The organism is Actinomadura fulvescens (assembly GCF_039533225.1).
Classification (GTDB): Bacteria; Actinomycetota; Actinomycetes; order Streptosporangiales; family Streptosporangiaceae; genus Spirillospora; species Spirillospora fulvescens.
In genome coordinates this window covers 24,628-37,261 of sequence record NZ_BAAATD010000028.1, presented here as the reverse complement: position 1 = coordinate 37,261, position 12,634 = coordinate 24,628, and the positions used below count along the sequence as shown (strand labels likewise).

The following is a 12,634-nucleotide window of genomic DNA, read 5'->3' as shown; positions in this document are numbered from 1 at the left end:
AAAGCGAGCCAACCCTCGGAGGGCGGCAGGAAGTACTCGAGCCAGCCCGCCCGACATCCTGCGGCAGGCTACGGGCAGCTAACCCGACCACGATGCCGCTGCAGCCATAGAAGTCGGGAAGTACTGGCGTAGCAGGCCGTTGGTGTTCTCGTTGGATCCGCGTTGCCAGGGTGAGTGCGGGTCGCAGAAGTAGACCGGCACTCCCGTGGCGAGGGTGAACTGCTTGTGCGCGGCCATCTCGCAGCCCTGGTCCCAGGTCAGCGAGCCGCGTAGGTGCTCGGGCAGGGTCTGGATCAGCGGCACCAGCACATCGCGGACTTCCTCGGCGGTGTGACCGCCGGGCAGGTGCCCGAGCATGACGTAGCGGGTGGAGCGCTCGACCAGGGTCACGATCGCGCTCTCACTGCGGGGGCCGACGACCAGGTCGCCCTCCCAGTGGCCGGGCACCGCCCGGTCCTGGGCCTCGGCCGGACGCTCGGAGATCATCACCATCTCATCGACGAACCGGCGAGTGCGCTGCTCCGGGCTGCGGTGGGGTTTGCGGCGGGTGCGCCCGGTGCGCAGCGCGTCCGCGACCTCGCGGCGCAGCCCGCCACGGGCCTGGACGTAGACCGCCTGGTAGATCGTTTCCGGACTCACCCGCATGCTCTCGTCGTCGGGGAACTCGATGAGCAGAGCGTGACAGATCTGCTCGGGCGACCAGCGTTCCTGGAGCTTGACCGCGACGAACTCGCGCAACCGGCCCACCTGGGCGAGCTTGGAGTCCTTGGGGCGCGACCGGCTCTTGGCCCATGCCCGCTGGGCTTGGTGTGGCCGGTAGACGCCGTCGACCGAGCGGGCGTCGATCTCACGCTTGACGGTGGAGGCCGGCCGGCCGAGTGCCCGTCCGATCGCGCGCAGCGAGCGGCCCTCACGACGCATGTCGGCGATCAGCTCACGGTCGGCCACGGTGAGGAACCGGGGGTGCAGCTCGGCCTCGACCGCGGCAACCGATGGCCCCGACGTTGCGGCAACGGTGGTGATCACACCAGTCGTATAGTCGATCAGGCGACCGTCTGCGCGCAGGCGCGAGTGGCCGATCTGCCGGATGCCCTGGTCCCAGTCCTGAGCAGTGCGCTCGTGGACACCGACCTGTGCGGCGGCATCGCGGCGCCGGACACCGGCCGCACGCAGCCGCTCGTACTCCGCCCGCCCCCGATGCCCACTCGGGCCTGTCTTCCCACGACCACGCACACCGGCCTTCCGCGCCCACCCATACGCCGTCGCACGATTCACCCCGACCGCCCGAGCAGCCCCCGAGATACTCCCGTTCTCCCGGTCCAGCGCCTCAAAGAACCGCGCCTTCAACCCCTCAAAACCCACGATCCCCGCAACTCCCTGAACTCCAGGGTGCTGCGAGGATCGCTAGAACCCGCCGGACCGCCGGGGCGGGGTGTTCTTGGTGCCTCTGAGAGGGTGCCAGGCCGAAACCGTTCAGCCCTCCAAGGGCGCCTCCAGCAGTATCGGCAAGTCCTCCAGCCGGATGCCCTTCGCGCCGCCGCCGGCACCGCGCCGGTTGATCTGCCGGGTCGCCACCCCGTACGGCTTCAACGCGTTCGCGAGCGTCGTGGACGCCGCCGCGCGCGCCTCCCGCAACTGCGCCTCGTCGAGTCCCTCGACGTTCAGCCACGCACCGTAGACCTCAGGCCGGTACACCGTGAGCGCCTCGACGAGCCGCGCCGAGTGCACCGCGTTCTCACCGGCTGGCCACACCTCGCGGATGTGGTCGATGAGATCGCTCTGGTTGACCGGGTCGGCGCCTCGCCCGCGGCCTGACCGGTGAGCGTCCCAGCCGCGATGCGCAGCGCGAGCGCCCGCTTGCCGATCTGCTCGGCCTCGGTCTGCTTGATGAACGCCGCCCGCACCGTGCCGCCCTCACGGCCACGGACCAGGATGCCGGTGCCCTGCTCACTCACGGAGATCCCGGTGGCGCGCAGCCCGCGTTCGTGGGCGCCGGTGCCGAGCACGTTGTTGTTCGCCCGCCAGTCCATGACCGCGAGGTAGAGCCGGGTGCCGACGCTGGAGGACACCGATGAGGCCGTCGGCGGGTGGGTAAGCCCGGCCGGCAACCGCCGGGACTTCACCGTCCTGGTCGAACGCTCCGCTCTCCGCTTCGGAGAGCGGAGCGTTTGTTCATCGTCTGGTCGCCGGTGGGCCGGGGGCTCTAGGCTCTGCGAAATGTCCCGCTTGCCCTTCTCAAAACCCACGTCCCTGCTTGTCGCCGGCGTCGCCACCGCCACGGCGGCCGCGCTGGCCGTGTCGCTCGCCCCCGGCGACCCCGAACCGGTGCGCGCGGCCCCGGTGGCGGCCACGCAGACCATCGCCCTCCAGTCGTCCGGTGACCTGCGCAAGGATCTGGACACGATCCTCGCCGACCCCGCGCTCAAGGGCGCCAAGGTCGGCGTCGTCGTCCGCTCGTACGCGGGCGGCAAGCCGCTCTACACCCGCAACGGCGGCGCGCCCCTGATCCCCGCGTCCAACCAGAAGCTCGCGACGACCGCCGCGGCGTTCGGAATCCTGGGGCCGCGCTACACGTTCCGGACGAACGTCGTGACCCGCGCCGCGCGCAAGGGCGCCACGCTCCGGGGCGACCTCGTGCTGAAGGGCACCGGCGACCCGACGCTCCAGGCCAAGGACTACGACCGGCTCGCCGCCCAGCTCCGCGCCAAGGGCGTCCGCAAGGTCACCGGACGCCTCGTCGCCGACGACACCTGGTTCGACGCCCGCCGCTGGCCGAGCGGCTGGGACCCGTCCGACGCCCCGTTCGCCTACGCCGCGCAGATCTCGGCGCTCACCGTGTCACCGGACGCCGACTTCAACGCCGGCTCCATCGCCGTCCAGGTCAGCCCCCGTGCCGCCGGAACGCCCGCCGCCGTGCGCACCGTCCCCGCCACCGGCCACGTCAAGATCGTCAACCGTGCCACGACCGGCGCCCCCGGCAGCGCGTCCACCATCAGCGTGCTGCGCAAGCCCGGTACCAACGTCATCGATGTCACCGGCTCCCAGCCCGTCGGCGGCGGCACCCGCACGAGCCTGGCCAGCGTCCACGAGCCGACCTTCTACGCCGCCGACGTCTTCCGCCGCGCACTGCGCGCCCGCGGCATCGCCGTCACCGGCAAGACCGTGCGCGGCGCCGCCCCCAGGGGAGCCCGCACCCTGGTGTCGCGCAAGTCGATTCCCTTGGCGAAGCTGGCCGTCCCGTACATGAAGCTCAGCAACAACACCATCGCTGAGATCCTCGTCAAGGCGATGGGCCGCAAGATCTCCGGAAAGGGCACCTGGGCCGCGGGCCTGCCCGCCGTCCGGTCGTACGTGTCCAAGCTGGGCGTGAACACCTCTCGGCTCACGTTCGCCGACGGCTCGGGCCTCGGGCGCGGCAACAAGCTGACCGCCGACCAGCTCATCAACCTGCTGCGCGGCGTCCGTACCAAGCCGTGGTACCGCACGTACTACGACTCCCTGCCGATCGCGGGCAAGCCCGAGCCCTGGGTGGGCGGCACGCTGCGCACCCGCATGGCCGGGACGGCCGCCGAGGGCAACGCCCACGCCAAGACCGGCACCCTCACCGGCGCGACCGCCCTGTCCGGCTACGTGAAGGGGCCGGACGGCGTCCCGGTCGTCTACTCGATCCTCTTCAACGCCTACCCGGGCTCGATCACGGCCGTGCGCGGCCTCCAAGACAAGATCGTCGTCCGGCTGGCCGCCGGGTCCAGCCCGCAGCGCCTCACCGTGCGTTCCTACCCGAACCAGCGGGTGCCCGAGCTCGAATGCTCCTGGACGGCGACCTGCTGACCAACGATGCGGGCCTCCTCGTCGCCGGACGAGGAGGCCCGCGCCCCGCCGCCCACCGATTCCTTTCGGCGCGACGCCGAGTCGATAGGAGAACGGAACTCCTATGACGACCGAGAGGGAACGATCATGACGACGACGGGAATCCGGCTGGGCGGTCTGGTGCTGGGCAGCGCAGACCCGGAACGGCTCGGCGCCTGGTACCGGGCGGCGTTCGCGCCGTCGGCCGAGCCGGGCAACGCCCTGAAGGTGGGCGACAACCGGCTGATCTTCGACCACCGCGACGACCTTGAGCAGAGCGCCCGGGAGCCCGGCAGAATCCTGATCAACTTCTATGTCGAGGACATCAAGGCGGTCGCGGCCCACCTGGAGACGCTGGACGGCACACGGTGGATTCGCCCGGTGGAGGAGTTCGGCGGGGGCCTCATCGCGACGATCGAGGATCCCGCCGGAAACTACGTGCAGATCGTCGAGCTCCGACGGTGACGCCGATGGCCGATACCAAACACGCCCCGACCGAGAACGACGCCTTCGCGCACCTGACCAAGCCATACCGGCCAGAGCTCCTGGCCTACTGCTATCGCATGCTCGGTTCCGTCCACGACGCCGAAGACCTCGTCCAGGAGACCTACCTGCGCGCGTGGCGTTCGTACGAGGCGTTCGAAGGCCGAGCATCCGTGCGCACCTGGCTCTACCGGATCGCCACGAACGTCTGCCTCACCGCACTCGAAAAACGCAAGCGCCGTCCGCTGCCGTCGGGCCTCGGCGCGCCCGCCGACGACCCCGGCGGCCCGCTCGCCCCGTCACCCGAGGTGACCTGGCTGCAGCCCTTCCCCGACCACCTGGTCCGCGCCGACGATCCCGCCACGATCGTCGCCGCGCGGGGAAGCCTGCGGCTCGCCTTGATCGCCGCCCTGCAACACCTGCCCGCACGCCAGCGCGCCGTCCTCATCCTGCGCGACGTCCTGGCCCTGCGCGCCGCCGAGGTCGCCGACCTGCTCGACATCTCCGTTCCCGCGGTCAAGAGCATCCTGCAACGCGCGAGGGCCCAGCTCGGCCAGGTGGCACCGTCCGAGAACGACCTGACCGAAGCCCCCAGCCCGCACCAACGCCAGCTGCTGGACCGCTTTGTCGCGGCCTTCGAGAACGCCGACATCGCGACCCTGACGAATCTGCTGACCGAGGACGCCGTCCTGGAGATGCCGCCCACGCCCACGTGGTTCGCCGGCCGCGACAACATCGGTGCCTTCTTCGCCTCCAGGGTCCTCGTCGCGCCGGACACCTTCCGGCTCGTCCCGACCGCGTCGAACGGGCAGCCCGCGGCCGCCATGTACAGGCGCGGCCCGGACGGCGTTCACCATGCCCACGGGGTGATGGTCCTGTCGGCGTCCGACTCCGGCATCACGCACATCGTCGCGTTCCGCGACCCGGCACTCCTGGAGGTGTTCAAGCTCCCCCCAGCCCCGCCGTAACAGCCGCCGCCCGGACCGTTCGCCGAGGCGCCGAGGTCGGTGGCGCGGCGGCGGCGCCTGCTGGTCGCGGGCGCGCGGCGGCGGCCGTGGCGGCTGTCGTGCTGCTGGCGGTTGGTGCGGTACGGCTCTGGTCGCCGGACGTGTCGGCGGCGCAGGATGATCCCGGTCAGGCCCCGAAGACCACTTCCGCCGAGGGAGGCGCGGCCGGCGCGGCCCCCGGCGGCGGGCCTTCGCCCACGACTCGCGCCGGCCGCGCGAGCGACCGGCCCAGCCCGGCCGCGTCGGAACGCGGCACTCCACCCAAGCCGAAGCCTGGCGATCCAAAGCCGGGCACCAGCCCGCCGAAGCCCGCGCCCAAACGGGTCGACCTCGGCCCTGGCCGGTTCTCGGCGTACTGCCAGCATCTCGGCTGGGAGTGGGTGGAGTACCGCGCGAGCCCCACGCCTGGCGCGTACTGCGTCATGCGCAAGGGGCAGACCATGTTGCTGACCACCGCGCAGCGAGACCGTGGTTGCCAGTGGCGCTACAACGATCCGCGCGCCCGCCACTACTGGAAGGGCAAGTCCAACTACTGCTACACGACGCGGTGATCAGGCCGGCATGGTCATCACCTGAGGGGCGTGAGAAATTCGGTCTTGCAGAGCCCGGCGTGCAGGCAGATGAATCCGTGGTTCTTCCTCTTGAGCAGGAACTTGGGCTTCTTGCCGCTCTGGCGGATGAACGCCTCGTGGTTGGGCGCCTTCCGGCGCCAGCCGGTCAGCAGGTACTTGCCGTTCTTCCAGACCGCGACGCCGACCTCGTAGCGGATGGCGCCGCCGGTCTTGGGGCAGAACGGGATGGTCGCGCTGTGGTCGAGCCCGAAGCTCACGACGCCCCGCCCGATGTTCTTCTTCTTGATGTCGAACTTCATCCTCTTCATCGAGGCGCGCTTCTTGGCGACGACCTTTCCCTTGCGGTTGAGCACCTTGGTGGTGCCCACGTCCTTGTCGACGGTGACCTTTTTCTTCTTCCAGTCGATGTGGACCTTCATCATGGTCCGGTACGTGCGGGGCCCCGTGGAGTAGGTGCGTCCGTCGCCCTTGAACCAGTAGCGGGTCCCCCCGATCGGGTTGTTGTAGTAACAGCCGAGCGCCGTCACCTTGGTGTCCGGGATGAACGTCCGGTAGGTGAAGGTCGTGGTCTTGCGCTTGGCGACCACCTCCGCCGGGTCGGCCTGCGTGTTCTCGGCCAGGACCACCGGTCCCGGGGGAGCGGCCACGGCAGCGGGCGGCGGGGCCGCTGCCGCCTGCCGCGGGGCGTACACGTCCGCGCCGAATGCGAGCACGCTCGCGGCGGCGACACCGCCCGACAGGGTCTTGAGGGCAGTCGTACTCAAAGGCACTCCTTCGTCCTGAGCTGTCGGCCGCACGCAGCAACCACCCAGCTTCCTTGCGCGGGGTAGATGGCAACCACTCTTGGGCAGCCCGCCCGGTCGGCACGAGGAGCACTTGCGCCAAGGACAATCGTTTTTAGGACAACCTGCCGCCCGAGCGGCAGACGTTCAGTGGTCGGCGGTGAGTTCGCCGTGCAGGTCGGCGCCGGGCTGGTTGAGGCCGGTGATGTGAACGGCCTTGCCGCGCTGGGCGGGGTCTACCGGGGGGCGTTGTCGCGGCGCGGTGGCAGCCCGAAGGCCAGCGCGCCGATCACCGCCAGCACGGCCGCGGTCGCGGCGAACGCCTGGCCGTACTGGGCGGCCAGCATCGCCTCGCCCGTGGTGGCGCCGCCGCCGGCAGGACCGGCAGTGAGAGCGACAAGCGCCGCCAGCCCGAGCGCGCCGCCGACCTGCTTGGCGGTGTTCATCAGTCCTGAGGCCGCACCGGCGTCGCCGTCCGCGACGCCGGAGGTGACGGTGGCCGTGAGCGGGGTGTTGAACACCGCGCCGCCCACCGACAGCAGCACCGCCGGGCCCGCCACGCCGCTCCAGTAGGTGTCGCCGGCGGTGCTCTGGCTCTGCCAGGCGAACCCGGCGGCGGCGATCCAGATCCCGCCCGCGATCAGCACCCGGGTGTCGACGTGCCGCATCAGCCACGGCGTGATCCGCAGCCCGATCAGGAGGGTCAGCACGGTGTGCGGCAGGAACCCCAGCCCGGTCTGCAACGCTTCCAGGTGCAGCACGTTCTGCATGTAGAGGGTGAGGAAGTACCACATCGGCACCTGGAACGCTGCCCCGGCCAGCAGCATCACCCCGTTGCCCAGCCAGACCGCGCGTCTGCGTAGCAGCCGCGGCGGCAGCAGCGGCCAGTCCGCCACCCGCACTTCCACCACCGCGAAAGCCACCAGCGCCAGCACGCCGACCACCCACACCGCCGCCGTCACCACGCCCGGGCGGCCCTCGCCCGGCGACAGCGCGTAGGTGACGGCGACCAGGCCCGAGGTGGCCAGGACCGCACCCGGCACGTCCAGCCGCCCTGTCCCCGCGCGTGCCGGGCCGTCGCCCAGCAGCCGTGCCGCCGCCACCAGCGCCGCCACCCCGATCGGCACGTTCACCAGCAAGATGGATCGCCAGCTCAGATACTCCGTCAGCGCTCCACCGACCAGGTTTCCGGCCGCGCCGCCGGCCAGGCTGACCGCCGTCCAGACCGCCAGCGCCCGGGTCCGCGCCGCGCCCTCAGGGAACGTCACCGTCAGCACCGTCAAGGTGACCGGGGCCAGTACCGCCGCGCCCAGGCCCTGCACCGCCCGCGCGCCGATCAGCAGGCCCGCCGAGGAGGCCAGGCCGCCGGCCAGGCTTGCCGCGGTGAACAGACCCAGCCCGACGCCCAGCACCCGCCGGTGCCCGTACAGATCCGCCAGCCGCCCGCCCAGCAGCAGGAATCCACCGAACACCAGCGCGTAGGACGTCGCGACCCACGGCAGGTCCGCCGCGGCGAACCCCAGTGAGCGTTGGATGGACGGCAGCGCCACGTTCACCACCGACACATCCAGCACCACCATGAACTGCGCCGCGCACACCAACGCCAAGATCCCCGCGGATGCGACCGGGCCAGGCTCCCTGACATCCGCGGCCGTCTGGTCGGCCGGATTCCGGGTCATGATCACCTCCCTAGCAAACCAATGTGGTCACATTGGTTTGCTAGGATCGACGGTAAGCGATCACGAACATCCAGGTCAATGCCGACCCAGCGGCCGGCAACGCAGAGGGGAGAGCGATGAGCCGACGCACCCGCGGCCCGGGCGCCGACCACGACCAGCGCGCCACCCAGATCGCCGACGCCGTCCTCGCCGTCGTCGCCGACCACGGCCTGACCGCTGTCTCCCAGACGCGCGTCGCCGACGCCGCCGGTGTCTCCACCGGCCGCGTCCAGCACTACTTCCCCACCAAACAGCAACTGATGGAGGCGGCCTTCGACCGCGCCAACGCCCTGTCGGCCGCACGGATCGCCGCCAAGACGGGCCAGGACGCCGACCCTCGCCAGGTGCTGACCGTGGTGCTCACCGAACTGATCCCCTACGACGCCGTCACCCAGACGCACATGCGGATCCGCCAGTCCTTCACCGCCCTGGCACTCACCGATCCGGCCATCGCCGCCCGGCTACACGCCGACTACACCCGCTTCCACCAGCAGGTCACCGACCTGCTGCACCACACCGGCGTCACCGACCCCCACCCCGCCGCCCTCAGCCTGACCGCCTTGGCCGAAGGACTGGCCTACTACGTCCTCACCGGCCTGTGCCCCGCCGACACCGCCCGCGACCGCATCCTCGCCGCGATCGCCGACATCCGCTAACGCCCACCGGCCAAAGCTCACCGAGGCCCCGCACCGGGTCTTCCGCAGAAGTCGTTCAGGTGTGCTGTGACCAGCCGCGCGTGTTCAGCGGCGGACGCGGTAGCGGAAGTGGGTGGCTTCCGGCGTGTCGATCACCCGGACGAGCTCCAGCTCGATCTCGAACGGCATCACGTCCCCGAACAGCCTGCGGCCGCGGCCGAGCAGCACCGGGATCAGGTGGAGCCGCAGCTCGTCCAGGACCCCGGCCTCAAGAGCCCGCTGCCCCGTGTACGCGCCGCGCACCTGCACGTCCCGGTCGCCGGCGGTGGCCTTCGCCTGCGCCATCGCGCTCTCGATCCCGTCGGTCACGTACGTCACCAGCGGATAGCCGAAGCGCGCGGCCGGGCCCGGCGGCCGGTGGCTCGGCACGAAGATCGGCAGACCGTTGTGGTCCCCGCCCCAGTGATCCATGAGCTCGGCGGTGCGCCGTCCGGCGAGGACCGCGCCCGCCGCGTTCATCTCGTCCAGCAGTTCCTGGGCCGTGGCGGACCGCCGGCCCGACTCGTCGGTGTCGGCCCACTTGTGCAGCCGCTCGCCGTCCTCGCCGCCGAGGAAGTCGTCGGGATCGGCGATGTACCCGTCGAGCGACATCGACATGTCGAGCACTGAGATGGACACTTCGGCCTCCTGTGGGTGCGGGATCTTCGCCAGCCTGGCGAACGGGGGTGGCGAAGTCGTGTCAGTCCTGTGAAACTCGCTGCCGGGCCGGTGAGAGGGGCGTTCGCGTGCTGACGGTCGAGCTGCTCGGGCCGCTGCGCGTGACGGTGGCCGGACGGGCGGTCGAGCTTCCGGCCGGTCGGCTACGCGCGTTGCTGGCCGTGCTGGCGATGTCGGCGGGCCGTACCGTTCCGGCCGACAGGCTGGCGACCGCGGTGTGGGGCACGGACGCGCGCGGAGACCCGCGGGCCAACGTCCGTACGAACGTCAAGCGGCTGCGTCGCGCACTGGGGGACGACCAGCTGGTCGTGGCACGGCCCGGCGGATACCTGCTGGCGGCCGAGCCGGACCACGTGGACGCGCTCCGCTTCGGCCGCCTGCTCGACGAGGCCGCGGCGCGTGACCGGGAGGCGGAGCGGTCCCGGCTGGCCGCCGCGCTGGCGCTGTGGCGGGGCACTCCGTGCGACGGGATCCGGTCGGACTGGCTGGAGCAGACCGTGGTCCCCGCGCTGCAGGAGCGATACCTGACGGCGTGGGAACGGCGAGTCGAGCTGGACCTCGCGAGCGGAACGCAACCCGACCCGGCTCGCCTAGCCGAACTCGCCGATGAGCATCCGCTCCGAGAATCCCTCTGGGCGTGCCTACTGCGTGCCTTGGCCTCGGCAGGGCGCCCCGCCGAGGCACTGGAGCGGTACGAGACGATCCGGCGCCGGCTCTCCGCGGAACTCGGCGCCGACCCCAGCCCTGAGCTTCGCCAAGTCCACGCCGACCTGCTCGCCGACGGCGACGCGTTCGACGGCCACGCGGTGCCACGGCAGCTGCCCGCCGCGGCCGGCGGCTTCGCCGGGCGCGAGGCCGCGCTCGCAGCGCTGAACGAGCCGATGTCGCCGATCACGTTGATCACCGGCACGGCCGGGATCGGGAAGACGACCCTGGCCGTGCAGTGGGCGCACCGGGTGGCCGACCGTTTCCCGGACGGCCAGCTCAGCATCGATCTGCGCGGATATGACCCGTCAGGGGGGCCCGTGCGCCCGGCGGCGGCGATCCGCGAGTTCCTTGACGCGCTGGGCGTTCCGCCGCAGCGCATCCCGGACACTCCGGCCGCGCAGTCCGGGCTCTACCGCAGCCTGCTGGCGGGGCGGCGCATGCTGGTGCTGCTGGACAACGCCCGCGACGTCGGCCAGGTCGTTCCGCTGCTGCCCGGAACACCCGGCTGCCTCGTGATCGTCACCAGCCGGGACCAGCTGACCGGTCTGGTCATGACCTACGGCGCTCGTCCGTTCACCCTCGGCCTCCTGGCGCCGGACGAGGCCAGGCGGTTGCTGGCCGCCCGGCTCGGCCAGCACCGGATCGCCGCCGAGCCCGCTGCCGCCGAGGAGATCGTCCGCCGCTGCGACGGGCTGCCGCTGGCGCTGGCGATCATCGCCGCCCGGGCCGCGATCCACCCGGCGCATCCGCTCGCCGCGCTCGCCGCCGAGCTCCGGGACGCACTCGGGGCCATGGAGAACGCCGCCGACATACGAGCGATCTTCTCGTGGTCGTACGAGACGCTCGGTGATGCCGCGGCGCGGCTGTTCCGGCTCGTCGCCGGGCTGCATCCCGGTCCCGACGCCACGGTCGCCGCCGCCGCGAGCCTGGCGGGCGTACCCGCGTCGCGCGTACGGGCGCCGCTGGCCGAGCTGACCCGCGCCAACCTGCTCATCGAGCACGCCCCGGGCCGCTACACCTGCCATGACCTGCTGCGCGCCTATGCCGCCGAGCTCTGCCAGACCGGCGACACCGCGCGGCGCCGCCTCGTGGACCACTACGTGCATACGGCGTGCGCCGCCCGGCGGCTGCTCGGCGGGGACATCGAGGGTGACATCGAGACGGGCGCCCCAGTCCCGGGCGTCAGCGTCACGAACTTCGCCGGACGCGACGAGGCGACGGCCTGGTTCACGGCCGAACACACCACCCTGCTCGCCGTCCTGAAGCTCGCCGCTGACCTGGGCATGGACCGGCAGGTCTGCGAGCTGGCGCGGGCGTTGTTCGTGTTCCTGCACGGGCGGGGCCGCTGGCATGACAGGGCCGAGACCCAGCGGGCCGCCGTCACCGCCGCCCAGCGGCTGGGCGACCCGGCGCAGCAGTCCCGCGCGTACCGCGACCTGGCCTTCGCGTTGGCCGACCTGGGCCGCTTCGACGAGGCGCACCGCAACCTCGGCGCGGCCTTGGAACGAGCACGGGACGACCTCGCCGGTCAGGCCTGGACGTACTACCGCCGCGACCTCGTGTACGCCATCCAGGGCCGGGACGCCGACGCCCTCCACGCCGCCCGCCGCGCCCACGACCTCTTCGAACAGCTGGGCGACCAGTACGGCCAGGCCATCGCGCTCACCGACCTGGGCTGGCTTCACGGCCGCCTGGGAGACCACGCCCAAGCCCTCGAACTGTGCGAACGCGCCCTGATCCTGCACCAGAAACTCGGCAACCTCGCCTACGAGGCCCACACGTGGTCATGCCTGGCAGACACCTCCCTCCACCTAGGAGACGCCACCGGCGCCATCCCTCGCTACCGCCACGCTCTGGACATGTTTCGCGAGTTCGACGACCCGTACGCCGAGGCCAGCACACTCGCCCACCTCGGCGCCTGCCATCACCTCACAGGCGACCACGCTGCCGCCCGCGAACACTGGCGCCGCGCCCACACCCTGCTCGGCGTCCTGGGCTCCACCGCCGCCGACCAGGTCTACGCCCAACTGGCGATCGTCAACGACTCCCTGGCCGACGCCTTCCGCCATGCCCGCGATGGGACGCGGTGACCGCGCGCAGCCGCACCGTCCGTTCCCCGGAACGGACGCGGCAGGCGAACGCGGGTCGAGCCTGAACGCAGGG

11 protein-coding genes and 1 pseudogene are annotated in these 12,634 nt (G+C 71.6%); 6 read left to right on the top strand and 6 right to left on the bottom strand.

Annotation, left to right across the window (positions count from 1 at the left end; genetic code table 11):
- Positions 1–90 precede the first annotated feature (90 nt).
- The 3 genes and pseudogenes from ABD333_RS46525 to ABD333_RS46515 form a co-directional block, all read right to left on the bottom strand.
- Positions 91–1,173, bottom strand: a pseudogene (locus ABD333_RS46525) (IS30 family transposase); the annotation flags it as partial.
- A gap of 300 nt (positions 1,174–1,473) precedes the next feature.
- Positions 1,474–1,695, bottom strand: a complete 222-nt coding sequence (locus ABD333_RS46520) for a hypothetical protein (protein ID WP_344549348.1) — start codon at positions 1,693–1,695, stop codon at positions 1,474–1,476.
- Positions 1,662–2,069 carry a hypothetical protein gene (locus ABD333_RS46515; protein WP_344549347.1) on the bottom strand — a complete coding sequence of 136 codons (408 nt, stop codon included), beginning with the start codon at positions 2,067–2,069 and terminating at the stop codon, positions 1,662–1,664. The genes ABD333_RS46520 and ABD333_RS46515 overlap by 34 nt, the downstream gene beginning before the upstream one ends.
- A gap of 148 nt (positions 2,070–2,217) precedes the next feature.
- Here ABD333_RS46515 and dacB point away from each other — a divergent pair, with 148 nt between their 5' ends.
- The 4 genes from dacB (at position 2,218) to ABD333_RS46495 (ending at position 5,890) form a co-directional block, all read left to right on the top strand.
- Entirely contained in the window at positions 2,218–3,831 is a 1,614-nt protein-coding gene (gene dacB / locus ABD333_RS46510; RefSeq protein ID WP_344549346.1) for a D-alanyl-D-alanine carboxypeptidase/D-alanyl-D-alanine endopeptidase, read from the top strand.
- Between the two features lie 126 nt (positions 3,832–3,957).
- Positions 3,958–4,314, top strand: coding sequence for a VOC family protein (locus ABD333_RS46505; RefSeq protein WP_344549345.1), 357 nt, complete (start codon positions 3,958–3,960; stop codon positions 4,312–4,314).
- 5 nt (positions 4,315–4,319) lie between these two features.
- Positions 4,320–5,300, top strand: coding sequence for a sigma-70 family RNA polymerase sigma factor (locus ABD333_RS46500; protein WP_344549344.1), 981 nt, complete (start codon positions 4,320–4,322; stop codon positions 5,298–5,300).
- Between the two features lie 86 nt (positions 5,301–5,386).
- On the top strand, positions 5,387–5,890 hold the full coding sequence (locus tag ABD333_RS46495) for a hypothetical protein (protein WP_344549343.1): 504 nt from the start codon (positions 5,387–5,389) through the stop codon (positions 5,888–5,890).
- A 17-nt stretch (positions 5,891–5,907) separates the two neighbouring features.
- On the opposite strand, the gene ABD333_RS46490 is transcribed toward ABD333_RS46495, so the two are convergent.
- A complete protein-coding gene (locus ABD333_RS46490; protein WP_344549342.1) occupies positions 5,908–6,675 on the bottom strand; it encodes a hypothetical protein in 768 nt (255 codons plus the stop codon).
- A gap of 254 nt (positions 6,676–6,929) precedes the next feature.
- The gene (locus tag ABD333_RS46485) at positions 6,930–8,372 is read right to left on the bottom strand and encodes an MFS transporter (protein ID WP_344549341.1); all 1,443 of its coding nucleotides are present in this window, start codon (positions 8,370–8,372) and stop codon (positions 6,930–6,932) included.
- A gap of 116 nt (positions 8,373–8,488) precedes the next feature.
- Here ABD333_RS46485 and ABD333_RS46480 point away from each other — a divergent pair, with 116 nt between their 5' ends.
- A complete protein-coding gene (locus ABD333_RS46480; protein WP_344549340.1) occupies positions 8,489–9,067 on the top strand; it encodes a TetR/AcrR family transcriptional regulator in 579 nt (192 codons plus the stop codon).
- 84 nt (positions 9,068–9,151) lie between these two features.
- On the opposite strand, the gene ABD333_RS46475 is transcribed toward ABD333_RS46480, so the two are convergent.
- Entirely contained in the window at positions 9,152–9,724 is a 573-nt protein-coding gene (locus ABD333_RS46475) for a dihydrofolate reductase family protein (protein WP_344549339.1), read from the bottom strand.
- A 107-nt stretch (positions 9,725–9,831) separates the two neighbouring features.
- On the opposite strand from ABD333_RS46475, the gene ABD333_RS46470 reads away from it, so the two are divergent.
- Positions 9,832–12,561, top strand: a complete 2,730-nt coding sequence (locus tag ABD333_RS46470; RefSeq protein ID WP_344549338.1) for an AfsR/SARP family transcriptional regulator — start codon at positions 9,832–9,834, stop codon at positions 12,559–12,561.
- The last annotated feature ends 73 nt before the right edge of the window (positions 12,562–12,634 follow it).

Excerpts from the sequence above, each read along its gene's own strand:
- dacB (WP_344549346.1), top strand. The coding sequence starts at position 2,218 with ATGTCCCGCTTGCCCTTCTCAAAACCCACGTCCCTGCTTGTCGCCGGC.
- ABD333_RS46505 (WP_344549345.1), top strand. The coding sequence starts at position 3,958 with ATGACGACGACGGGAATCCGGCTGGGCGGTCTGGTGCTGGGCAGCGCA.
- ABD333_RS46500 (WP_344549344.1), top strand. The coding sequence starts at position 4,320 with ATGGCCGATACCAAACACGCCCCGACCGAGAACGACGCCTTCGCGCAC.
- ABD333_RS46485 (WP_344549341.1), bottom strand. The coding sequence starts at position 8,372 with ATGACCCGGAATCCGGCCGACCAGACGGCCGCGGATGTCAGGGAGCCT.
- ABD333_RS46480 (WP_344549340.1), top strand. The coding sequence starts at position 8,489 with ATGAGCCGACGCACCCGCGGCCCGGGCGCCGACCACGACCAGCGCGCC.